We start from the raw sequence: 22,177 nt of genomic DNA on the forward strand, positions 1-22,177 counted from the left end.
ACACGGGCTGCGCGGGCCGCCTTTTGTCGTTCATCTGGCCTGGGTTCAGGCTTCGCGGCGCAGCGCAGGGAAGAGGATGATGTCGCGGATGCTGGGGCTGTCGGTGATCAGCATCATCAGCCGGTCGATGCCAATGCCGCAGCCGCCGGTCGGGGGCATGCCGTACTCGAGCGCTCGGATGAAGTCAGCATCGAAGAACATCGCTTCCTCGTCGCCGGCGTCCTTGTTGGCGACCTGGGCCTGGAAGCGGGCGGCCTGGTCCTCGGCGTCGTTCAGCTCGGAGAAGCCGTTGGCGTATTCGCGGCCGGTGATGAAGAGCTCGAAGCGCTCGGTGATCGCCGGGTTGGTGTCGGAGGCGCGGGCCAGCGGCGAGACCTCGACCGGATAGTCGATGATGAAAGTCGGCTGCCAGAGCTTCTCTTCGACCACGGCTTCGAACATGCCGAACTGCAGTTCGGGCAGCTTCCAGTGCTTGGGGGCTTCCTCGCCGTGTTTCTTCAGCTCGGCGCGCAGCACCTCGGCATCGTCCGCCTGCTCGGCGGTCAAGCCGGCATGGGCGATCAAAGAGTCGCGCACCGAGAGGCGGGCAAAGGGCTCGTCCAGCGCGACCGGCTTGCCGGCATAGCTGATCGCGGCGCTGCCGGTGGCGGCGATGGCGGCATGGCGCAGCACGTTCTCGGTGAAGTCCATCAGATCATGGTGCGTCCAGTAGGCCGCATAGAACTCCATCATCGTGAACTCTGGGTTGTGCCGCACCGAGATGCCTTCGTTGCGGAAATTGCGGTTGATCTCGAACACGCGCTCGAAACCGCCCACCACCAGGCGCTTCAGATACAGCTCGGGCGCGATGCGCAGGAACATCTCCTGGTCCAGCGCGTTGTGATGGGTGATGAAGGGCTTGGCATTGGCGCCGCCGGGGATCGGGTGCAGCATCGGCGTCTCGACCTCCAGGAAGCCGTTGTCCACCATGAAGCTGCGGATCGACGACACCGCCTTGGAGCGGGCGATGAAACGGGTGCGCGCGGCCTCGTCGGTGATCAGGTCGACATAGCGCTGGCGGTACTTCTGTTCCTGGTCGGCCATGCCGTAGAAATCACCAGGAAGCGGTCGCAAGCTCTTGGTCAGCAGGCGCAGCGTCGTGACGCGCACCGACAGCTCGCCGGTCTTGGTCTTGAACAGCGTGCCCTCGGCGCCGATGATGTCGCCCAAATCGAGGTGCTTGAAGTCGGCATAGGCCTCCTCACCGAGTGCGTCCTTGGTGACGAAGAGCTGGATGCGACCGGTGGCGTCCTGCAGCGTGCCGAAGCTGGCCTTGCCCATCACACGCTTGAGCATCAGCCGGCCGGCGACGCTGACGGCCACGGCCTGCGGCTCCAGGGCTTCGTTGTCCAGCTCGCCGTACTGAGCCGAGAGCGGCAGCGCGCGGTGCTGGGGTTTGAAATCGTTGGGAAAGGGGACCGCAGTCTTGGCGCGGATGGCGGCCAGCTTCTCGCGGCGTTCGCTAATCAGCTTGTTTTCGTCGGCAGCGGCGGGCGCGGTATGCGGCGTGGCGGGGGTGTGCTGGGTCATCGTCAACTCGTTGAATTTGCTGCGATTTTAGGGCTTGCGCGGGAGCGCCCCCGTAGAATCCGTGTTTCGCCCGATTCTGGCCTTCCATGCCGCCCAGCCTGCCCATCCTCGACCGCAAGATCCGCTTTGCCCTGGTGGGCTGCGGTCGCATCGCCAAGAACCATATCGAGGCCTTGGCCAAGCATGCGGAGCGCGCCGAGATCGTCGCGGTCTGCGACACCCGGCCCGAGGCGCTACAGGCCGCAGTGGCCGCCACCGGCGCGGCCGGATTCGCGTCGCTGGACGCCTTGCTGGCGAGGTCGGACGCGGACATCGTCGTAGTGGCCACGCCCAGCGGCCTGCATCCGCAGCAGGCCATCGCTGTGGCCCGCGCCGGCCGTCATGTGCTCAGCGAGAAGCCGATGGCCACCAAGTTCGACGAGGGCATGGCGATGGTGCGGGCCTGCCGCGATGCTGGCGTCAAGCTGTTTGTCGTCAAGCAGAACCGGCTCAACGCGACGGTGCAGCTGGTCAAGCAGGCGATCGAGCAAGGCCGCTTTGGCCGCATCTTCCTGAGCACGGTCAATGTGTTCTGGACCCGGCCGCAAAGCTATTACGACGCCGCGCCCTGGCGCGGCCGCTGGGATCTGGACGGCGGCGCGTTCATGAACCAGGCCAGCCACTATGTCGACCTGTTGGACTGGCTGGTCGGCCCGGTCGACAGCGTCCACGCCTACACCGCCACGCTGGACCGCGATATCGAGGCCGAGGACACCGGCGTGATGAGCGTGCGCCTGCGCCATGGCGGCTTGGGCTCGATCAATGTGACGATGCTGACCTACCCGCAGAATCTGGAGGGCTCGATCACCATTCTTGGCGAGAAAGGTTCGGTCAAGATCGGCGGCACGGCGGTCAACAAGATCGAGCATTGGGCCTTCGCCGACCAGCGGCCCGAGGACGAGGCGGTCAAGACCGCGAGCTATGCACTTGGTGACGGGGGCAGCGTCTACGGCCCCGGCCACCCGCTCTACTACGACAACGTCATCAAGACCCTGCGTGGCGAGGCCAGCGCCGAGGTCGACGGTTACGAGGGCTTGCGCTCGCTGGAGATCCTGATCGCGGCCTACCGCTCGGCGCGCGATGGCCAGCGCGTCGGTTTGCCCTTGGTGTTTTGAAGATGGCTTACTGGAAACACGAGTCGGCCATCGTTGACGAGGGCGCACAGCTGGGCGAGGGCAGCAAGGTCTGGCACTTTGCCCATGTGAGCCCCGGCGCACGCATCGGCTCGGGCTGCTCGCTGGGGCAGGGCGTCTATGTCGGCAATGATGTGAGCATCGGCGACAACGTCCGCATCCAGAACAATGTCTCGGTCTATGACGCGGTGACCTTGGAGGACGATGTGTTCTGCGGCCCCAGCATGGTGTTCACCAATGTCTACAACCCGCGTGCCGCAGTCGCGCGCAAGAACGAGTACCGCAAGACGCTGGTCAAGCGCGGCGCAACCTTGGGCGCCAACTGCACCATCGTCTGCGGCGCGACGATAGGCCGCTACGCCTTTGTCGGCGCCGGTGCCGTGGTGCAGAAGGACGTGGCCGATTTCGCGCTGATGGTGGGTGTGCCGGCGCGACGCATCGGTTGGATGAGCCGGCATGGCGAGCGCCTGCGCTTCGACGCGGCCGGTCAGGCTGTCTGCCCCGCAACGGGTGAGCGCTATCGCCTGGCGAGTGATGAACAAACCGTGGAGCTGATCCCTTGAGCCTGCCCTTCATCGACCTGAAAGCCCAGTACGCGGCGCTCAAGACCAGCATCGATGCCCGCATCCAGCGGGTGCTGGACCATGGCCAGTACATCATGGGCCCCGAGGTCAAGGAGCTGGAAGAAAAGCTGGCCGCCTATGTGGGCGTCAAGCACTGCATCACCGTCTCCAGTGGTACCGAGGCCCTCTTGATCGCACTGATGGCGCTGGACCTCAAGCCCGGTGACGAGGTCATCACCACCCCGTTCACCTTTGCCGCGACGGTCGAGGTGATCGCGCTGCTGGGTGCTGTGCCTGTCTATGTGGACATCGAGCCCGACACTTGCAATATCGACGCGCGACTGATCAGGGCGGCGATCACGCCGAGGACGCGGGCCATCATGCCGGTCAGCCTCTATGGCCAGGTTTGCGATATCGACGACATCAAGGCGGCCGCCGCTGGCATCCCGGTGATCGAGGATGCCGCACAGAGCTTTGGCGCGAGCTACAAGGGCCGCAAGAGCTGCGGTCTCAGCACCTTCGGCGCCACCAGCTTCTTCCCCAGCAAGCCGCTGGGTTGCTATGGCGACGGCGGCGCGCTGTTCACTGACGACGACGCCTTGGCGCAGGCCGCGCGGGAGATCCGCGTCCACGGCCAGAGCGCGCGCTACACCCACACCCGGGTGGGGGTCGGCGGCCGCATGGACACCATCCAGTGCGCGGTGGTGCTGGCCAAGCTGGAGCGCTTCGACTGGGAGATCGAACAGCGCCTGAAGATCGGCGCGCGCTACCAGCAGCTGCTGGCCGATCTGCCCGCTGAATTCGGTGTCCAGCGGCTGGCGGTGCGCGATGATCGCGACTGCGTCTGGGCCCAGTTCACGCTGCAGCTCGATAACAGGCCCGAGGTGCAGCGCAAGCTCAGCGAGGCCGGCATTCCGACCGCCATCCATTACCCCAAGCCCCTGCATCGCCAGCCGGCCTATGCCCGGCCCGATCTGCATTTCCCTTGCGCCGAGGCCGCCGCCCAGCGGGTCATCAGTCTGCCGATGAGTGCCGACCTGAGCGAGGCGCAGCAGGATGCGGTGATCGCTGCGCTGCGCCAGGCCTTGACCCACTGACATGCCGCGTGGCTTGCTGAGGTCCACGCTGACTCTGCTTGCGGGCGGCGCCTTGGCGCAGACCCTGCCGCTGCTGCTGGGCCCCTGGCTGACGCGCATCTACTCACCGACCGAGTTTGGCCAGTTTTCCTTGCTGTGGGCCGTGGCCACCAATCTGGCCGTGGTCGGCTGCGCGCGCTATGAGTTCGCGCTGCCACTGGAGCGCGACGAGGGCGGGGCCGCGCGACTGATGGGCTTGTGCGCCCGCGTGCTGCTCGCTGTGACGGCCGTATCGGTGGTGGTCGCCTGGGTGTTGCTGCAATGGCAGGAGCTGGATCTGGCCTGGCTGCTGCCGCTGGCCGTGCTGGCCGGTGGCGCGACGCAATGGCTGACCTTGTGGGCCACGCGGGCGCAGCGCTTCGAGCTGCTGTCGCTGGCGCGCGTGCTGCAGTATGGCGGCGGGGCGCTGTTGCAACTGTTGTTCGGGCTCTTGCAACTCGGCGCCTTAGGGCTGGTGCTGGGGCCTATCGCCGCCGGTCTGGCGACGGCGGTCCTGCTGGCGCGCCCTGCGCCCGCAGGGGGATGGGCGGGGCTCTGGCGCGCAGCGGCGCTGAAGGCCATGGCGGCCAAGCATCGCGCCTTTCCGCTGCTCAACACACCGCATGCCTTTGCCGGCGCCTTGCAGGACAGCCTGGCGCTGCTGATCATTGTCAGCGCCAGCGGCGAGGCGGCGGCCGGCTACTGGGCGCTGGCCTTGCGTTACCTGAAGGCGCCTGCCGGCCTGATCGGCGGGGCCTTGTCTCAGACGCTCTACCCGCGGCTGGTGCAGGCGGGCGACCCGCAGGAGGCGCTGGCCGTGGTCAGGCGCAGCATGGCGGTGCTGATGGCCTTGGCCCTGCCGCTGATGGGTGTGCTGCTGTGGTGGGGGCCTGAGCTGTTCACCTGGTTGTTCGGCGAGCGCTGGGTCGACGCCGGCGCGCTGGCCCAGGCGCTGGCGCCCTATATCGCGCTGCATTTCATTGCCTCGCCGCTGTCGGTGGCCACGATGGCCTGGCGTGCCCAGGCCTGGGCGCTGCGCCTGGCTTTGGTGGGGCAAGTGCTGTTTGTTGTCGGCCTGGCCCTGGGTTTGCATCTGGGCGGCTTGATCGGTGGGGCCTGGGGGGTGTCGGCCGCTATGCTGGCCTACTTCAGCTACTTCTTCTGGGCCCTGGCAAATTGGAAGACCTTCCCCGATGAGAGCCTGGCTTAATCGTTGCCGCCGCGCCCTCTGGCGTGTGCTGTTCTTCCGCATGCTGTTCGGCGAACAGGGCGCGCCGATGAGCCGCATCGCGCCCAGCAGCTGCATCGAGGGCGAGGCAGGCCTGGTGCTGGCCGACCATGTCTTCATCGGCCAGTTCAACTTCATCGACGCGACGGCCGGACTGACGATAGGCGAGGGCGTGCAGATCACGAACTTCGTCAGCATCGTCACGCACAGCTCGCACCGATCGATTCGCTTGCTGGGCCGCAGTTATTCGACGCACCAGGGCCCGATGCCGGGCTATATCAAGGCGCCGATCAGCATCGGCGCCTACAGCTTCATCGGCCCACACAGCCTGATCGAGGCCGGCAGCCGCATCGGGCGCGGCGTGGTGATCTGCGCCTACAGCCAGGTGCGCGGCGAGGTGCCGGACTTTGCCATCATGGCCGGCCAACCGGCGCGCCAGATCGGCGATGTGCGCGAGAGCGACGCCAAGCTGCTGACCTTGCATCCAGAACTCGCCCCGCATTACCAGGCCTGGGCTGGGGAGTTGCCCCAGTGAAGCTGGTGCTGATCGGCGACGGCCAGAGCCCGCATCTGCTCAAGTGGGCGCGGGCGCTGAGCCCCAGCGTGGAGCTGTGGGCTGCGTCTTCGCGCGGCTTCACGCCCGAGTTCGAGGCCTTGCTGCCGGCCGAGCGGCGCCTGGCGCTGCACACCGACCCTGCTCACGGCGGCGGCAATGTCGGGCTGCTGAAGAAACTGCCGATGCTGGGCCAATGGTTGTCCAAGATCGATGCCGACTGGATCAACGCCCACTACCTGACCTCGCACGGCACCCTGGCCTGGGCCGCCAAGCGCGGTTGGCGACTGCGAGCGCACATTGCCGGCTCGGCCTGGGGCAGCGACATCCTGGTCACGCCGCAGCAGAGTTTCGCCTACCGCTGGCTGACGCAGCGGGTGCTGCGCGCCTGCACGGTGTGCAGCTCCGACTCGCAGCACATGACGGCGCGGATGAAGGAGCTCGGGGCACGCGAGGTGATGACTTTTCCCTTCGGCCTGGAGAGCCTGCCCAAGCAGGGCGCGCGCAAGGAGCCCTGGCTGTTTTTTGCCAATCGCGGGCTGGAGCCGATCTACCGACCGGAGCGGGTGATCGCTGCCTTTGCGGCGGTGGCGGCGCAGCGGCCCCAGGCGCGGCTGGTGGTGGCCAATGAGGGCTCGCTGAAGCGTGCGCTTGAGCAGCAGGTGGTCGCGCTTGGGCTGGCTGATCGTGTCGAGTTTGTCGGCCGTCTGGCGGCCAAGGCGCAGGCCGGCTTCTATGCCCGCGCCCGCTGGTATCTGAGTCTGCCGGAGAGTGACTCGGTGGCGGTCTCGGTGCTGGAGGCGATGGCGCATGAATGCGTGCCCATCCTGTCGGATCTGCCGGCCAACCACGAACTGATCGATGCGAGTCGTGGTGTGATCCTGCCGGACGCTGAGATCACGCGGCTGCCCGCCTTGCTGCAAGGCCTGAGGCCCGAGGCCGCCGGCGCAGCCAACCGCGCCTGGGTGGCCCAGCATGGCCTGTTCACGCCCGCCGTCCAGGGTTTTCTGTCCCGTTTAAAAAAAGAAGAGCTCCCCTCTTGAAGCTGCTGCTGATCAATCATTACGCCGGCTCACCGCAACACGGCATGGAATACCGGCCTTTCTACCTGGCGCGCGAATGGGTGCGTGCCGGCCACCAGGTGCTGGTGCTGGCGGCCTCGCACTCCCATGTGCGCAGCACCCAGCCGCAGGCCGGCGGGCAGACGATAGAGGGCGTGCCCTACTGCTGGTACGAGACGCCGGCCTACCAGGGCAATGGCCTGGGGCGGGTGCGCAATATCTTCTCGTTTTGCCGCCAGGTCTGGGCCGATGCCGATGCGCTGGCCGAGGCTTTTCAACCCGACGCAGTGATCGCCTCCAGCACCTACCCAATGGACATCTGGGTGGCGCGCCGCGTGGCCAAGAAGGCGGGTGCCAAGCTCGTGTACGAGGTGCACGATCTGTGGCCGCTGTCGCCGATCGAGCTGTCGGGCATGAGCCCCCGCCACCCCTTCGCGCTGCTGTGCCAGAAGGCCGAGAACGATGCCTACCGTGATGCCGATGTCGTCGTGTCCATGCTGCCCAAGGTGCAGGGCCATATGGCCGATCACGGCCTGGATCTGAAGAAGCTGCACATCGTGCCCAATGGCATCACGCTGGACGAGTGGACCGGTGAGGGCGAAGCGCTCGATCCGCAGTTGGCCGCCCATCTTGCGGTGCAGCGTGCCGCCGGGCGCCTGGTGCTGGGCTATGCCGGCTCGCATGGCCTGCCCAATGCACTGGACGTGCTGCTGGACGCGGCCAAGCTGCTGAAAGGCCAGCCCATCGCCATCGTGATGGTGGGCGGCGGCCATGAAAAGCAGCGCTTGCAGCAGCGCGTGGCCGAGGAGGGCCTGGACAATGTCGCGATGTTCGCGCCCATCCCCAAGCTGCAGATCCCCAGCCTGCTGGCCTTGTTCGACATCGCCTACATCGGCTGGCAGCGCACGCCGATCTATCGCTTCGGCATCGCGCCGAACAAGCTGATGGACTACATGATGGCCCAGCGTCCAGTGCTGCACTCGGTCGAGGCCGGCAACGACCCGGTGGCCGAGGCAGGAGCCGGGCTGACGGTGCCGCCCGAGGACGCGCAGGCGGTGGCCGAGGGCGTGCGGCGCCTGGCTGCGCTACCGGCCGAAGCCCGCGCGGCGATGGGTCGGCGCGGCCGCGAGTTCGTGCTGGCCAACCATACCTACCCGGTCCTGGCGCAACGCTTTGTCGAGGCGCTGGCATGAACAATACAGAGCTGCGACAGCGCGAACTCGACGCCATTGCCGAGCGCTATGCACGGCGCCAGGTGGCGGACCGCTACAGCCTGCTGCGGCCCGAGGTCTGGCAGATGCTGCAGGAGCGCCAGCGCGCGCTGTGGCGCGAGCTGGCGCGGCGCCCCGGCACGCCGGCCGACTGGCGGCTGACCGAGGTGGGCTGCGGTGCCGGCGGCAATCTGCTGGAGATGCTGCGGCTGGGCCTGGCGCCGGAGCATTTGAGCGGGGTGGAGCTGCTGAGCGAGCGCTACGAGGCAGCCCGCCATCTGCTGCCAGCCACCGTGGCCCTGCATCTGGGCGACGCTTCGCAGGCGCCATTGGCGGCCGGCAGCCAGGATCTGGTGCTGCAGTCCACGGTGTTCTCGTCCATCCTGGACGACGGCGTGCAACAGGGCCTGGCGGATGCCATGTGGCGCTGGCTCAAACCGGGCGGTGCGGTGCTCTGGTATGACTTCATCGTCGACAATCCACGCAACCGCGATGTGCGCGGCGTGCCGCTGCGACGCGTGCGCGAGTTGTTCCCGCGAGGGCGTTTGCGTTGGCAGCGGCTCACGCTGGCACCGCCGCTGGCGCGGGCCGTGTGCCGCCTGCACCCCGGCGCTTACCGCGTTTTCAACAGCATTCCTTGGCTGCGCAGCCATGTGCTGGCCGTGATCGAGAAGTCCCATGAGTGAATCCCTGCCTTTTCTGCCTTTTGCCCTGCCCGAGATCGGCGAAGACGAGATCGCCGAAGTGGTCGACACCTTGCGCTCCGGCTGGGTCACGACCGGGCCGAAGGCGCGCCGCTTCGAGCAGGCCTTTGCCGAGTTTCTCGGTGAACCGCAGATCGAGTGCATCGCGGTCAACTCGGCCACCGCCGGCCTGCATCTGGCGTTGGAGGCGCTGGGCATCGGCCCCGGCGACGAGGTCATCACGACCACGCATACCTTCACCGCGACGGCCGAGGTGGTGCGCTATCTGGGCGCCGATGTAGTCTTGGTCGACATCGATCCGAAGACGCTGAACATCGACCCGAAACTGGTCGAGGCCGCGATCACGCCGAAGACCCGCTGCATTATCCCGGTCCACTATGCCGGCCTGGCGGTGGACATGATCGCGATCCTGGACATCGCCCGCAAGCATGGGTTGCGCGTCGTCGAGGATGCGGCGCATGCGCTGCCCACCACCCTGGAGAAGGAGCTGATCGGCACGATGGGCAGCGATGCGACGGTGTTCAGCTTCTATGCCAACAAGACCATGACTACCGGTGAGGGCGGCATGCTGGTGACGCGCAATGCCGAGCTGGCCAAGCGTGCCAGGGTGATGCGCCTGCACGGCATGAACCGCGATGCCTTTGATCGCTTCACCGCCAAGGTGCCGAGCTGGTACTACGAGATCATCGCCCCCGGCTTCAAGTACAACCTGACCGACATCGCCGCAGCGCTGGGTCTGCACCAGCTCAAGCGCATCCCGACCTTCCAGGCGCGGCGCGAGCTGATCGCCCAGGCCTACAACGACGCTTTCGCTGACCTGCCGCTGATCCTGCCGCCCCAGCCCGTCGAGGGCGACACGCACTCCTGGCATCTCTATGTGCTGCGCCTGAGCGAGGAGCTGGAGATGGAGCGCGATGTGTTCATCGAGCGCCTGTATGCCGCCGGCATCGGCTGCAGCGTGCACTACATCCCGCTGCATCTGCACCCCTACTGGCGCGACCGTTACGGCCTGAGGCCCGAGCAGTTCCCGCACTCGCAAAAAGCCTTCGAGCGCATGGTCAGCATTCCGCTCTACACGGCGATGACCGATGCCGACGTGCAGCGGGTGATACGCACCGTGCGCGAAATCGTGCTGGGCTGAGCTGATGGCTGAATCGTGATGCTCAAGCGGCTGGTCGATATCCTGCTGTCCGCGCTGGGCCTGGCCTTGCTGGCGCTGCCGCTGATGGCGATCGCGCTGTGGGTCAAGCTCGACTCTCGTGGGCCGGTGCTGTTCCGCCAGCAACGGGTCGGGCGTTTCGGCCGGCCCTTCATGATCCACAAGTTCCGCACGATGGCTGTGGACGCGCCGGCGCGCGGCCCGCAGATCACCGTCGGCGCCGATCCACGCATCACCCGCGCGGGCCAGGTTCTGCGCCGCACCAAGCTCGACGAACTGCCGCAGCTCTGGGATGTGCTGCGCGGTGCGATGAGCCTGGTCGGGCCGCGGCCCGAGGTGCCCAAGTATGTGGCGCTGTATCCCGACGAGATGCGCGAGCTGCTGCTATCGGTGCGGCCTGGCATCACCGACCTGGCCTCGCTGCAGTACCGTGACGAGAGCGCGGTGCTGGCGGCAGCGGCCGACCCGGAGCGCGCCTATGTCGAGCAGGTGCTGCCGGCCAAGCTTGCGCTCTCCAGCCGCTATGTGCGCGAAGCCACGCTGCTCGGCGATCTGCGCCTGATACTGGCGACCCTGTCTGCGCTGCGGCGCTGAGGTTTGAGAAAGATCCGATGTTCTGGTTGTCACTCGACGGTTTTCTGACCCGCATCCGCCCCTACCGCCAGGGCCTGTCCCTGCTGCTGGATGCGGCCGTGGTCGCGCTGGCCTGGCAGGCCACCTATCTGTTCCGTCTCGGCTTCGAGCGCTGGATCTCGGCGCGGCCGAGCTATGACCATTGGGTACTGCTGGGGCTGGTGATGCTCTATGCAATGGTGCTGTGGGCGTTGCGCGTGCCCAAGGGCATGTGGCGTTTCAGCGGCTTTGGCGAGGTCAAACGCCTGGCCTTGGCCTGCGCGGTGGCTGGCGCGATCGCAGCCGTGATCGTGCTGATGGCCCAGCTGAGCAAGGTGCCGCGCGCGGTGCTGGCCCTGCATCCGGTGTTCTGCCTGATCGGCCTGGCGATGATGCGCCTGGGCTACCGCATGCTCTACGAGCATATGCGCGGCCGCATCAGCGGCAGCTCGGTCGAATCGCACCGAGTGCTGGTGATGGGCGCCGGGCAGGCCGGCCGCATCCTGGTAGCCGGCATCCAGCATCAGGGCTGGGTCGTGGTCGGCTGGCTCGATGACGATGACGCCAAGCGCGACTCGCGCGTGGCCGGCATCCCGGTGCTGGGCAGTCTTGAGGATGTCGGCCGCCTCGCGGCCTTGCACGGCATCACCCACCTGATCGTCGCGATGCCCTCGGCCGCGCCAGACAAGCGCCGCCGTGCGCTGGACTTGGCCGGTGGCACCGGCCTGCATGTGCTGACCGTGCCCAGCAGCGCCGAACTGATGCAGGGCAGCAAGGTCGACCAGCTGCGCGATATCGAGCCCGAGGACTTGCTGGGCCGAGAGCCCGTAGTGCTCGATGAGGGCGGCATCAGCGAGTGCATCAACGGCAAGGTGGTGCTGGTCACCGGTGCCGGCGGCTCGATCGGCTCCGAGCTGTGCCGACAAGTGGCGCGTTACGGCCCCTCGAAGATCGTGCTGTACGAACTCAGCGAGTTCGCGCTGTATACGGTCGAGCAGGAGCTGTCAGAAAAGTTCCCGCACATCCCGCTGGTGCGCCTGGTCGGCGATGTGAAGGATCTGGAGCATCTGCGATACGTCTTCGGCAAGTACAAGCCGCAGATCGTCTTCCATGCGGCGGCGTACAAGCATGTGCCGTTGATGGAGGAAGAGAACGCCTGGGCCTGTCTGCGCAACAACACGCTGGGGACCTATCACGCGACGCTGGCGGCGGCCGAGCATGGCGTCGAGCGCTTTGTGCTGATCAGCACCGACAAGGCTGTCAATCCGACCAATGTGATGGGGGCGACCAAGCGCGCGGCCGAGTTGGTGATCAGCCATATGGCAGGGCAGGGCCATGCCACCAAGTTCATGGCAGTGCGATTTGGCAATGTGCTGGGATCGAGTGGCAGCGTGATCCCGAAGTTCAAAGAGCAGATTGGCAGGGGCGGGCCGGTGACGGTGACGCATCCGGACATCACACGCTACTTCATGACGATTCCGGAGGCGGCGAGGTTGGTGGTGCAGGCGGGGGCGATTGGGGAATCTGGGCAGGTGTTCGTGCTGGACATGGGCGAGCCGGTGAGGATCGTTGATCTGGCACGAGCCATGATCCGCCTTAGCGGCGGGGACGCAAAGGATGTCCGCATCGAGTTCTCCGGACTGCGCCTCGGGGAAAAACTCTACGAGGAACTGCTGCACGGCTCAGACATGGTGCTCCCGACACGCTTCAGCATGATCAGCATCGCCAAACTGGACGATCTAACAAGCACCGAGGGGCTTGATACGTTCTTGCAGCGCGTCGCTAGCCAGAATGAGTCACAGACGGACGATGTTGTCCGAGCTATGCTGGTCGGCTTAGTCCCGGAATTCCAGTCCCGCTAGCCCGTGCGCCATGCGACGTGCGCTGCTCTCTCGGTTCACTTCCTCCAGACCTTGCGGTTCACGAAGTCGGTGTAGCTGATGATGATCCGCAGCACCTTGTCCGAGACATTGGCCGGGGAGTAGTCATTGACCAGCCTCAACAACCGTTCATTACCGCGTGGCTGGCTGTCAAGCACGCGAAGGCCGTCAATTACACGTTCCACATCTAGGCCTACCATCATCACCGCCGCCTCCTCCACACCTTCCGGACGTTCATGAACCTCACGCAGGTTCAATGCCGGGAAGTTCAAAATCGAGGACTCTTCAGTGATCGTTCCGCTATCTGACAGGACGACACGTGCGCGACTCTGCAGATGGATGTAGTCCAGGAAGCCGAAAGGCTTCATGAAATTCACCAAGGGATGGACCACTGCGGCCTCCCCCATCTGTTCAAGACGTTTTCGAGTGCGTGGATGGGTCGAGACAATGACGGGTTCGCCGTAGCGTTCGGCCAGCATATTGAGCACTGTCAGCAATCGAGTCAGGTTCTCGACGGAGTCGACGTTTTCCTCGCGATGCGAGCTGACAACGAAGTACTTGCCGGCGCTCAGCCCCTGGCGTTGCAGGATGTCGGACGCCTCAATGCCATCATGGTAATGCTCGATCACTTCGCGCATGGGACTGCCCGTGCAGATGACCTGATCCGGCGGCAGGTTCTCACGCAGCAGATAGTCCCGTGCGATCTGGCTGTAGGTTAGGTTGATGTCGGACGTATGGTCGACGATCCGGCGATTGATTTCTTCAGGGACGCGGAAGTCAAAGCAGCGATTACCGGCTTCCATGTGGAAGATCGGCACTTTCCGGCGTTTGGCGGCGATCGCAGCCAGGCAGCTGTTGGTATCGCCGAGGATAAGCAAGGCATCCGGACGGGTTTGTTCGATGACCTTGTCAACGTTCATGATGACCTGGGCGATCGTCTCCGCAGCGGACGTGCCGGCCGCTTCAAGAAAGAAGTCGGGCTTGCGGATCCCGAGGTCGCTGAAGAAAACTTCGTTGAGCTCATAGTCGTAGTTCTGGCCCGTGTGCACCAGCAAGTGCTCGCAGAAACGGTCGAGCTTGTCGATCGTGCGGGACAGCCGGATGATCTCCGGCCGTGTGCCGACAACGGTCATCACCTTAAGCACGGACCACCTCCCGCACGATGTCCAGCTGCATCAGCACTTCCTTGACCTGTGCCACATCCAGCCTGCGCGTGTTGTGTGAGGTGTAGTCCTCGATCTTGGAGATTTCTGTTTCGCCCTCGACGAAGTACTTGTCGTAGTTGAGATCGCGAGAGTCCGCAGGAATGCGGTAGTAGCCGCCCAGGTCCTCAGAGCGGGCCATTTCCTCTCGCGAGACGAGTGATTCGTAGAGCTTCTCACCATGGCGGGTGCCGATGACCTTGATCTCCGTATCGGACTTGAGTAGCTCGCGGAGTGCCTGGGCCAGGTCACCCACCGTGGACGCGGGTGCCTTTTGCACGAAGATGTCGCCGGGGCGTGCGTTCTGGAAGGCATAGAGCACCAGGTCAACCGACTCCTCGAGCGACATCAGGAAGCGCGTCATATTGGGGTCGGTCACCGTCAGCGGCTTGCCACTGCGCAACTGCTCAAGGAACAGGGGGATCACAGAGCCGCGCGAAGCCATCACGTTGCCGTACCGCGTGGCGCTGAGGACGGTCTTGCCCGGATCGCACAGGCGAGACTTCGCAATCATGACCTTTTCCATCATTGCCTTGGACATTCCCATCGCATTGATAGGATAAACCGCCTTGTCGGTGCTGAGCACGACACAGCGGCTGACTTCATTGGCGATGGCGGCGCGAATTACGTTCTCCGCACCGATGATGTTGGTGCGCACCGCTTCCATCGGATAGAACTCGCAAGAAGGCACTTGCTTCAGGGCGGCCGCATGGAACACGTAGTCGACCCCACGCAGTGCGTCGTGGATCGAGTCGTAGTCCCGCACATCGCCGATATAGAACTTGACCTTGTCATTCTTCAGCGCGATGCGCATATCTTCCTGCTTCTTTTCGTCGCGACTGAAGATGCGGATCTCCGCGAAATCGGAATCGAGGAAACGCTGCAGCACGGCGTTGCCGAAGCTGCCCGTTCCGCCGGTGATCAGGAGGGTCTTGTCTTTGAACATGGTCTTGGCAGGGTCGGAGAATTGCATCAACCAAACGCACGCATGCGTTGGACGAGTTCGGGCCATTCGGGCGGCTGGTAGCCCGTGGCGGAACGGAAGCGGGAGGAGTCAAGTGAGCGGTCTATCACCAGACGATCATCCGGGGTGATGGGGTTGCTGCGGCCATAGGCCGCTGCGACCAGTGTCAGCAGCGTATGCTTGTCGATCGGTGCTGCGGAGACATGGTAGAGGCCGTGCAGTTCGGGATGAGGCAGCACATGGTCGCGGATGACGCGCGCGAGCTCGACCGTCGGCAGACCAGAGAAGACGGCGCGGGTGAAGCCCTTCACTCCGCCGGTCTGTGACAAAAACCAGCCCACCAGTCCATGGGCGCTGGCGAGTTCGTGGCCGATGATGGAGGTGCGCAGCGTGACGGCGTTAGGGTAGTCCACTTCGCCCATCAGCTTGCTGCGACCATAAAGGTCAGTGGCGTCGGGCGCGTCGGTTTCGAGGTAGCTCCCTCGGGTGCCAGCGAAAACGCAATCGGTGCTCATGTGCACGAGCCGAGCGCCGGCGACCTCGCACAGCCGAGCCAGGCGGTGCGGCAACAGCGCGTTGATGGGGATGGCTGCGAGCGGATCATCCGCTTCAGCGAGCTGTTTGATGAGGCCGACGCAATTGACCACGACTTTGGGACTTGTGACTGCAAATAGACGCGCCAAGCTGTCGGGGTTGTCGACGTCAATGCCCGTGACGATACGGTCGTGCAGCGCGGCCGGCAGGTGCTTGAGCAGTGCGGCGGATCGCGCCGAGCCCCACACGGTGTAGCCCGGGCTCTCGGCGAATACGCGCAGAACCGCATTGCCCAGCATGCCGGACGCACCGATTACGAGGACGGAAGTGTTGTCGTTCATGGTTTGTAGGTCTCTTCTGCGTCGCCTGTCCCGGTGCCGCTTTTGCGACGGAGGACCGCCAGGTCACGGAAGCGACGGACCAGCCGCTCGGCCAGCCGTTCAGGATCGAAGTGTTGTTCGTAGTAGCGGCGGCCCGAATCTCCCATGGCTTGCCTGGCTTCTGGCCCCGCAGCATGCAGGCGCAGTATGCCTTCCGCCAAGGCCTGCGCGTCCTCTGCCGGCGCAGTAACGCCGGCACCCGCCTCCAGGACGACACGCGCCCCCTCGCCGTCGAGCGATGCGACGATGGGACGGCCGGCGGCGAGATACGCCTGGATCTTGCTTGGCACCACCTGCCCGAGGATCTCGCCGCGAGTCAGGCTGACCAACACCGCATCGGCCTGTGACAGGATGCCTGGCATGGCCTGCGGAGGGAAGCGCCCAGCAAGCACTACGTTTTCTATACCGCGGCGTTCAATCTCCTCAGCCAGCCATGGGCCACGGCTGCCGCTGCCCACGAGGACAAAGCGAATGTCCGCATGGGCACGGAGCCGTTCGGCGGCGTCAATGACCGTATCCAGCGCCTGCACCGTACCGAAATTTCCGGCGAAGACCACATTGAATCCGTCCGGCAATACCAGTGCGGGCGCCGTATCCGTGGCGGGCTGAATGAAAGCGAGCTCGCCTGGGTTGGGGTGGTATTCCACCGGGGTGCGGCCGGCCATCGTCTGGATTGCCGGCACAAACGCCTGCGATTGGGCAAGCAGCAGATCGTTGCGACGATAGATCCACCGAACAACAGTCGCCACAACCCCAAGCAGGCGTGGATTTCGGACGAAGCCCGTCACTTCCAGACTCTGTGGCCACAGGTCTTGCACCCAGGTGACCAGCGGCGCGCCCTTGATCCATTTCAAGATGATGCCGGCGATAGCCTGCAAGATGGGGGACGTGCCATAGACGAAGATGACGTCGATGCGCTGCCCACGCAATGACCATGGACCGAGCACCGAGGCCGAAAAAAGGAAGGAAAGGTAGTTGGCCACCAGGCGCTTTGCGCCTCCGCGCCCGCGCGGGCACAACGGCACACGGTGGATTGTGTAGCCCATCGGATGTCGCTCGGTTGTCATGGCGCCGGCGCGATATCCGGGGAAGATGGTTCCTTCCGGATAGTTGGGCTGGCCAGTCAGCACGCGGACCTGGCAACCTGCCCGCTGGAGGGATTCGGCCACCTCGTTGATGCGAAAGGTCTCCGGCCAATAGTGCTGGCTCAGGATCAGAACATTCATGCCAGTCGGACCGTGGTGCCTGCCGTCTTGCGTGGTAACGAGTCACGCAGCAGAGAGTCCTTCTGCTCCGGGTTGGGGTAGCTGATCAACACCGCGCGGTACTGGCCCTTGAAGACGAAGAAGCTGCCCGCGGAGGCCCCTACCACGCCACACGTCTTGATCAGTTCTCCGATGTCCTGGAGCGATCCAGCACCGCCTAGCACCGACATCGGCAACCGTGTGGCCTCGCGTAGCTTGGCGGCCAGCGACAGGTCGTAGCCCTTCATCTGACCATCGCGGTCGATGGAGTTGATGACGATCTCTCCAGCGCCGAGTTTCTCCGCCTGCTGAGCCAACTCAATCGGGGACTTGCCACTGTTCTTGCGGCCATTGTGGGTCCAGACTTCCTGCTTACCGAACAAGCTGGTCTTGACGTCCAGTACCACGACCACGCTCTGGCTGCCTACTTCTTCGGCAATGCGCGAGATCAGAGTAGGGTCCGCAACAGCGGCCGCACTGATCGCGACCTTCTCGACGCCCAGCCCGATGATGCGCTTGGCCTGCTCAACGGTCTGCACACCGCCGCCGTAGCACAGCGGCATGCGGCACTCGGCAGCGAACTGAGCGATCAGCCGGAAATTGGGTTCGCGGCCTTGCACGGTGGCATCGATATCGAGGACGATCAGCTCATCCGCTTCCTTCTCATTGAAGATCTTGACGGCGTTGATGGGGTCGCCAACGTACTTGGGATCCTTGAACTTGACAGTCTTGACCAGGCCATCGTCATGGACCAGCAGGCAGGGAATGATCCGGGGTCGCAACATGTCAGAGCTCCGCGAAATTCTTCAGCAACTGAGCGCCGAAGTGGTGACTCTTCTCGGGGTGGAACTGCACCCCGTGGATGTGTCCGGCGCTGACGGCGCAGCTGAATTCCTTGCCGTAGCTCGAGACCGCAGCCGTGTGATCGGCGTTCGCGCATTCGAAATAGAACGAATGCAGGAAGTAGAAGCGTGCGTCGATGCGCAGTTCGTCGAACAGGGGGTGGTCCGCCTTGGGTTGGACATCGTTCCAACCCATGTGCGGAAGCAAAAGGTCGGGTTGCCCCAGGCTTTTGAAGCCCTTGACCTCTCCGGGGATCCACCCTAGGCCGCTACGATGGCCTTCATCGCTGCGATCAGCAAGCATTTGCATGCCTACGCAGATGCCCAGCACCGGACGCTTCTCGCCGAGCACCATTTCGTCCAGACGGGCGCGCATGCCAGAGCGGTCAAGCTCTTCCATCGCATGGTCGAACGCGCCGACACCGGGCAGTATCAGCTTGGTCGCGTCTTCAAGATCAGCAGCCGTCCTTGCGAGGCCCACCGGCACATTCAGCCGCTTGTACATGTTCTGAAAGGCCAGGATGTTTCCCAGCCCGTAGTCAATGATCTTGATCATCGGATGATGGCCCGCTGGACACCAAGGGCCCGCATGACGCGAGTGCCGAGATCAATGAGCGGCTGGCGCGACTTGTAGTCGCGCCAGCTCTTGTTCGGTCCGTTGTGCAGCGCGCGCAACTCCTCGACGGAAATGTCGAGCTTGGTGGCGATGTACTCGAAGTCCTGGTCGACGGTAGCCGGATCGTAGGCGGGTTTGGCGATCTTCTCCAGCGCCTCGTCGCGTGTCATTTGCTTGGTCAGGATCAGGCTCGAGAAGTGCGCGCGGCGCTTGTCGTAGCCGAACTTGGTAGGCTGCCAATAGCCTTCGTAGAAGCGGGTGAAACGCGATTCATAGTGCTTGTGAGCGTATTTCTGCCAGCCGAACTTGTCGATGAGCAACTGCATCGCATCCTCCTTGATGTACGGCACGGAGTTCAATGGTCGCAGCACTTCCACACCCTTCACGTAGCGGTAGTAGAGCTTGTAGGTGAAGATGTCTGACAGAGGGAAGGTCTTCAGCGGACGGGTGCCGAACTTGGAATGGATGTCCTTGAGTTGGCGCAGGTCGGACGCGTGATAGGCCCACTCCAGCGGTTCGCGGACACATTCCGTCGAGTAGTTGCCGCCGTTCAAGATGTACTTGATCTTGTACTTGGCGGCGAAGTTGTAGAGGGACGCGAAGAACGCGTGATCCTGCGGCGTGTCGAGATGAGGCACCTGCGCCTTGAAATAAGCCAGTTGCAGGTCCTTCATCTCCTGCCAGTTAATCACCTCGGTATGCAGGTGCAGGCCAAGGCCTTCAACGATGCGCTCGATGTTGTGCACCGCCTGCTGTGAGTTCCACCCCGCATCGACATGGAAGATCAGCGGCCTCAGCCCGAATTTTTCCTTGGCAAGGTAGGCGAGGTAGGAGCTGTCTACGCCGCCACTGATGCCCAGCAGGCAGTCGTACTCGCGGCCTTCGCCATCCTTCTTAACCTTGGCGACCATCTGCTCGATCTCGGCTTGGCCGCGTTCGTCCGTGTGCCAGTTGGGCAGGATGTTGTCGTGGTAGTTGTTGCAGTAGTCGCACCAGCCACGGGCATCGAAGGTGATGCCAGCGTCGCTGGTGTCCATGATGCAGTTGGCGCAAATACGATAGTTCTGTTGTGACACGGCGGGCAGTCCCTGGATGAATCAGATGGTCGAGTAGAGGTGGCGGTTGTGTTCGAGCGCGACGGGGTCGGACAGGCGTGCTGCTGCGGCCTGCCGGACCGCCGGCCGCACTGCTGCACGGGCTTCGGGTGGTTGGTCCGCGAGTTCGTCCAGCACAGTCGCGAATGCACCGGTGTCCGCAAGGTCAAGATCCCAGCCGACACCGTCGGCCGCGAGGCCGCGCCACGGCGTGTTCTGGCTGATCAGCACGCGGGTGCCGACGGCGATCGATTCCGCGATGACGTGCCCGTAATTCTCGCCGTGGGACGGGAACAGAAACACGTCGTAGCCGGCCAGGCGCTGGAAGACTTCCTCCGGCGCCACGGGGCCCAGGTATCGGGCCTGGACATGCGGGGGCAGTTGCTTCTGCAGGGTCGCGCACTCGGCCCAGTACAGCGGGTCCTCCTGCGGGCCGATGATGTCGAAGTCCATCGGACGGCGAACGCGCTGCAGGATGCGCAGCGCACCGTCGAGGTTCTTCTCGCGCGTCAGCCGCGACAGGAACACGACGCGCAGTCGTGCCTGCGACGGCGCTTCCGGCGCGAGCGCGGCGGCATCGCGGATCGGCAGGTCGATGGCCGAGCGGACGCGGTCCGCAGGCACTCTCATCGCTTGAACGATGCCCTGCGCCTCGTGCGGACTGGAGGCATGCCACTGCATGCCGCCGCCGTAGAAGCCGGCCCAGCGCGAGAGTTCGATGTAGAGCTTTTTCTTCGGATACTTGATGCGCAGCGGGCCTTCGACGAACTCGCCGCGCGGCGAGATCACGACGCGTTGCGGACGTATGCGATCCAGACGCATCAGCAGCAGTAGCTTGATGGTGAAGACCGGATCGAAGAAGCTGTTCAGGTGCAGGATGTCGTGCGGCGTGCCGTTGACCAGTTCCGCGAGCGCAGATAGGCCGAGTTCTTCAGGCGCGAGGTAACGCACGCGCGACCGACCCATCGGGACCCATTCGCCGCGCGGGACATCTGCATAGGGGACGTCCGAGCCAAGGTCCCGATCGCGGGTGACGATGAGGAACGAGAACTCGTCACCCAGCCATTCGACAGTGTTGAGCACGGTGCGTGCGATGCCGCCCGACATGTATCCGGGGAAGTAGTTGGGGACAAAGATCAGGACGGTTTTCATGAAGTCGGGCGCTCAGGTCGGCGCGAGCGGTTGCTGCTGCGGGGCGGCGGGCACGGCGGGATCGGACGTGAGCGGAGGAGGGAAGGACGGCGCGCGCCGCAGTTCGCAAGCGAAGGCGATCAGCAAGAACAGGTAGATGTGGAACACCGCGCTGTCGGTGGACATTGCCTGGTTGCCGTTCGTGCCCATGTAGAAGAAGAACGAGAAACCCGCCGACATCAGGAACAAGCCCAGCGGGTCTCGGATGCGGCGCGCCTGCAGCACGCCGAACAAGTAGGTGCCGAAATACAGCGCTCCACCAACCAGGCCTAGCTTCATCAGCGTGGCCAGGAAATCGACCTCGTAGCTGAACGGGCGTTCATCGCTGCGGATGTAGGCGGCGACCGTGCCGAACCCGCCTCCGAACACCGGGTTCTCGGCAATCTTGTCCAGCAGCGCCGGGATCTGCGCGTAGCGTTCTGCGGACGAGATGTCGTTGTCGGAGAACTCGAAGCGCTGTTGGATCCAGTCCAGGTTTGCGCTCACGGTCAAGATCAGAACCAACAGCGAGCCCAACACCAGCCGCAGGCGCGGCCTCGGCGGGAGGGTCATCAGTAGCCGGGGCGCGACGAAGATCAGCTGCAACGCGGTGGCAATCACCAGCGCGCGGCGGCCGTCGAGCACCAGCGCCACCACGTACAGCAGCGACAGCAGCAGTTCGCGCCGGCGCTGCGTCTGCGAGAAACGGTACAGCGACAGCGCTAGGCCAAGCATCATAAGGTGGGCGATGTTGGTGTACAGGCCCAGCACGCCGGAGTTGCTGTCGACCTTCCACGACAGGCCTAGACCCTTTAGGAAGGCGTTCACCAGCAGCAGCGAGTCCGTCTCGACCGCGCCGAAGAGCACGAAGAAGCCCACCGCAATCGCGATGCTGAGCACCGCGATCGCGATCGACAGCTGGTCGATCAGCCGGAAGAACGAGCGCTGCAGGTCGTTCTGCTGTATCAGCAGGTAGAGCACCGGCAGCACGCCGATATAGAGCAGGAAGCCGGCGGAGTCGGTGACGATGTACTGGCTCACGTTGCCGTGCACGATCGCGATGCCGGTCCAGCCGACGTAGACAATGAGCAGCGCCGCCCAGATGCCGAGCATGAAGGTGGGCGGCATGCGCAGCCGGCGTTGCACCAGGCCGGCACCGGCCACCAAGGCCGCCAGCACGAATGACACCACCAGCACCGGCGCGATGAACTGCTCCAGCAGCGGGTACAAGCCGAGCGAACCGCAGGCGGCCATGAGCAGCAGTTGTTTCAGCCGCAGCATCGGCCCTGCTGGCGGGCTGGGCA

The 22,177-nt window shown here is 64.4% G+C and carries 21 protein-coding genes; 11 read left to right on the plus strand and 10 right to left on the minus strand.

Translation table 11 applies throughout. From position 1 onward, the window contains the following. Positions 1 to 45: 45 nt before the first annotated feature. Positions 46 to 1,569 carry a lysine--tRNA ligase gene (lysS, locus tag O5M90_RS23525; protein ID WP_269837882.1) on the minus strand — a complete coding sequence of 508 codons (1,524 nt, stop codon included), beginning with the start codon at positions 1,567 to 1,569 and terminating at the stop codon, positions 46 to 48. 86 nt (positions 1,570 to 1,655) lie between these two features. Here lysS and O5M90_RS23530 point away from each other — a divergent pair, with 86 nt between their 5' ends. From O5M90_RS23530 to O5M90_RS23580, 11 genes are read left to right on the plus strand one after another with little or no spacing between them, the layout of a single operon-like run. Then, complete coding sequence (locus O5M90_RS23530) at positions 1,656 to 2,723, plus strand: Gfo/Idh/MocA family protein (protein ID WP_269837881.1); 1,068 nt, start codon at positions 1,656 to 1,658, stop codon at positions 2,721 to 2,723. Positions 2,724 to 2,725: 2 nt separating this feature from the next. Beyond that, positions 2,726 to 3,304 (plus strand): acyltransferase, encoded by a 579-nt coding sequence (locus O5M90_RS23535; RefSeq protein ID WP_269837880.1) that lies wholly within the window; start codon positions 2,726 to 2,728, stop codon positions 3,302 to 3,304. 2 nt (positions 3,305 to 3,306) lie between these two features. After that, a complete protein-coding gene (locus O5M90_RS23540) occupies positions 3,307 to 4,401 on the plus strand; it encodes a DegT/DnrJ/EryC1/StrS family aminotransferase (RefSeq protein ID WP_269838361.1) in 1,095 nt (364 codons plus the stop codon). Between the two features lies 1 nt (position 4,402). After that, the gene (locus O5M90_RS23545) at positions 4,403 to 5,629 is read left to right on the plus strand and encodes a lipopolysaccharide biosynthesis protein (protein ID WP_440402376.1); all 1,227 of its coding nucleotides are present in this window, start codon (positions 4,403 to 4,405) and stop codon (positions 5,627 to 5,629) included. Then, positions 5,613 to 6,182 carry an acyltransferase gene (locus O5M90_RS23550; protein WP_269837878.1) on the plus strand — a complete coding sequence of 190 codons (570 nt, stop codon included), beginning with the start codon at positions 5,613 to 5,615 and terminating at the stop codon, positions 6,180 to 6,182. The genes O5M90_RS23545 and O5M90_RS23550 overlap by 17 nt, the downstream gene beginning before the upstream one ends. After that, positions 6,179 to 7,243 (plus strand): glycosyltransferase, encoded by a 1,065-nt coding sequence (locus tag O5M90_RS23555; RefSeq protein WP_440402377.1) that lies wholly within the window; start codon positions 6,179 to 6,181, stop codon positions 7,241 to 7,243. Before O5M90_RS23550 ends, O5M90_RS23555 begins: the two co-directional genes overlap by 4 nt. Further along, on the plus strand, positions 7,240 to 8,454 hold the full coding sequence (locus tag O5M90_RS23560; protein WP_269837877.1) for a glycosyltransferase family 4 protein: 1,215 nt from the start codon (positions 7,240 to 7,242) through the stop codon (positions 8,452 to 8,454). Before O5M90_RS23555 ends, O5M90_RS23560 begins: the two co-directional genes overlap by 4 nt. After that, positions 8,451 to 9,158, plus strand: coding sequence for a class I SAM-dependent methyltransferase (locus O5M90_RS23565; protein ID WP_269837876.1), 708 nt, complete (start codon positions 8,451 to 8,453; stop codon positions 9,156 to 9,158). The genes O5M90_RS23560 and O5M90_RS23565 overlap by 4 nt, the downstream gene beginning before the upstream one ends. Continuing rightward, on the plus strand, positions 9,151 to 10,317 hold the full coding sequence (locus tag O5M90_RS23570; protein WP_269837875.1) for a DegT/DnrJ/EryC1/StrS family aminotransferase: 1,167 nt from the start codon (positions 9,151 to 9,153) through the stop codon (positions 10,315 to 10,317). Before O5M90_RS23565 ends, O5M90_RS23570 begins: the two co-directional genes overlap by 8 nt. A gap of 18 nt (positions 10,318 to 10,335) precedes the next feature. Beyond that, a complete protein-coding gene (locus tag O5M90_RS23575; protein ID WP_269838360.1) occupies positions 10,336 to 10,929 on the plus strand; it encodes a sugar transferase in 594 nt (197 codons plus the stop codon). A gap of 17 nt (positions 10,930 to 10,946) precedes the next feature. Beyond that, positions 10,947 to 12,809: a polysaccharide biosynthesis protein gene (locus tag O5M90_RS23580; RefSeq protein WP_269837874.1), complete on the plus strand. Its 1,863-nt coding sequence runs from the start codon at positions 10,947 to 10,949 to the stop codon at positions 12,807 to 12,809. Between the two features lie 35 nt (positions 12,810 to 12,844). Here the strand turns inward: O5M90_RS23580 and wecB are convergent, their stop codons facing one another. The 9 genes from wecB to O5M90_RS23625 are packed head-to-tail and all read right to left on the minus strand — an operon-like array spanning position 12,845 to position 22,154. Then, positions 12,845 to 13,960 carry a non-hydrolyzing UDP-N-acetylglucosamine 2-epimerase gene (gene wecB / locus O5M90_RS23585; RefSeq protein ID WP_269838359.1) on the minus strand — a complete coding sequence of 372 codons (1,116 nt, stop codon included), beginning with the start codon at positions 13,958 to 13,960 and terminating at the stop codon, positions 12,845 to 12,847. Between the two features lie 4 nt (positions 13,961 to 13,964). Beyond that, a complete protein-coding gene (locus O5M90_RS23590) occupies positions 13,965 to 14,975 on the minus strand; it encodes a polysaccharide biosynthesis protein (RefSeq protein WP_269837873.1) in 1,011 nt (336 codons plus the stop codon). Positions 14,976 to 15,001: 26 nt separating this feature from the next. Then, positions 15,002 to 15,868, minus strand: a complete 867-nt coding sequence (locus O5M90_RS23595; RefSeq protein WP_269837872.1) for a dTDP-4-dehydrorhamnose reductase family protein — start codon at positions 15,866 to 15,868, stop codon at positions 15,002 to 15,004. Beyond that, on the minus strand, positions 15,865 to 17,133 hold the full coding sequence (locus tag O5M90_RS23600; RefSeq protein ID WP_269837871.1) for a glycosyltransferase family 4 protein: 1,269 nt from the start codon (positions 17,131 to 17,133) through the stop codon (positions 15,865 to 15,867). Before O5M90_RS23600 ends, O5M90_RS23595 begins: the two co-directional genes overlap by 4 nt. Next, a complete protein-coding gene (locus tag O5M90_RS23605; RefSeq protein ID WP_269837870.1) occupies positions 17,130 to 17,936 on the minus strand; it encodes an AglZ/HisF2 family acetamidino modification protein in 807 nt (268 codons plus the stop codon). Before O5M90_RS23605 ends, O5M90_RS23600 begins: the two co-directional genes overlap by 4 nt. Position 17,937: 1 nt before the next feature. Next, positions 17,938 to 18,549, minus strand: a complete 612-nt coding sequence (gene hisH, locus O5M90_RS23610; RefSeq protein WP_269837869.1) for an imidazole glycerol phosphate synthase subunit HisH — start codon at positions 18,547 to 18,549, stop codon at positions 17,938 to 17,940. Beyond that, entirely contained in the window at positions 18,546 to 19,685 is a 1,140-nt protein-coding gene (locus O5M90_RS23615; RefSeq protein ID WP_269837868.1) for an N-acetyl sugar amidotransferase, read from the minus strand. Before O5M90_RS23615 ends, hisH begins: the two co-directional genes overlap by 4 nt. A 21-nt stretch (positions 19,686 to 19,706) precedes the next feature. Further along, positions 19,707 to 20,855, minus strand: coding sequence for a glycosyltransferase family 4 protein (locus tag O5M90_RS23620; protein ID WP_269837867.1), 1,149 nt, complete (start codon positions 20,853 to 20,855; stop codon positions 19,707 to 19,709). Positions 20,856 to 20,867: 12 nt separating this feature from the next. Further along, on the minus strand, positions 20,868 to 22,154 hold the full coding sequence (locus tag O5M90_RS23625) for an O-antigen ligase family protein (protein ID WP_269837866.1): 1,287 nt from the start codon (positions 22,152 to 22,154) through the stop codon (positions 20,868 to 20,870). Positions 22,155 to 22,177: the final 23 nt, after the last annotated feature.

Source organism: Paucibacter sp. M5-1 (assembly GCF_027498415.2).
In the GTDB taxonomy this organism is placed as follows: Bacteria; Pseudomonadota; Gammaproteobacteria; order Burkholderiales; family Burkholderiaceae_C; genus Roseateles_E.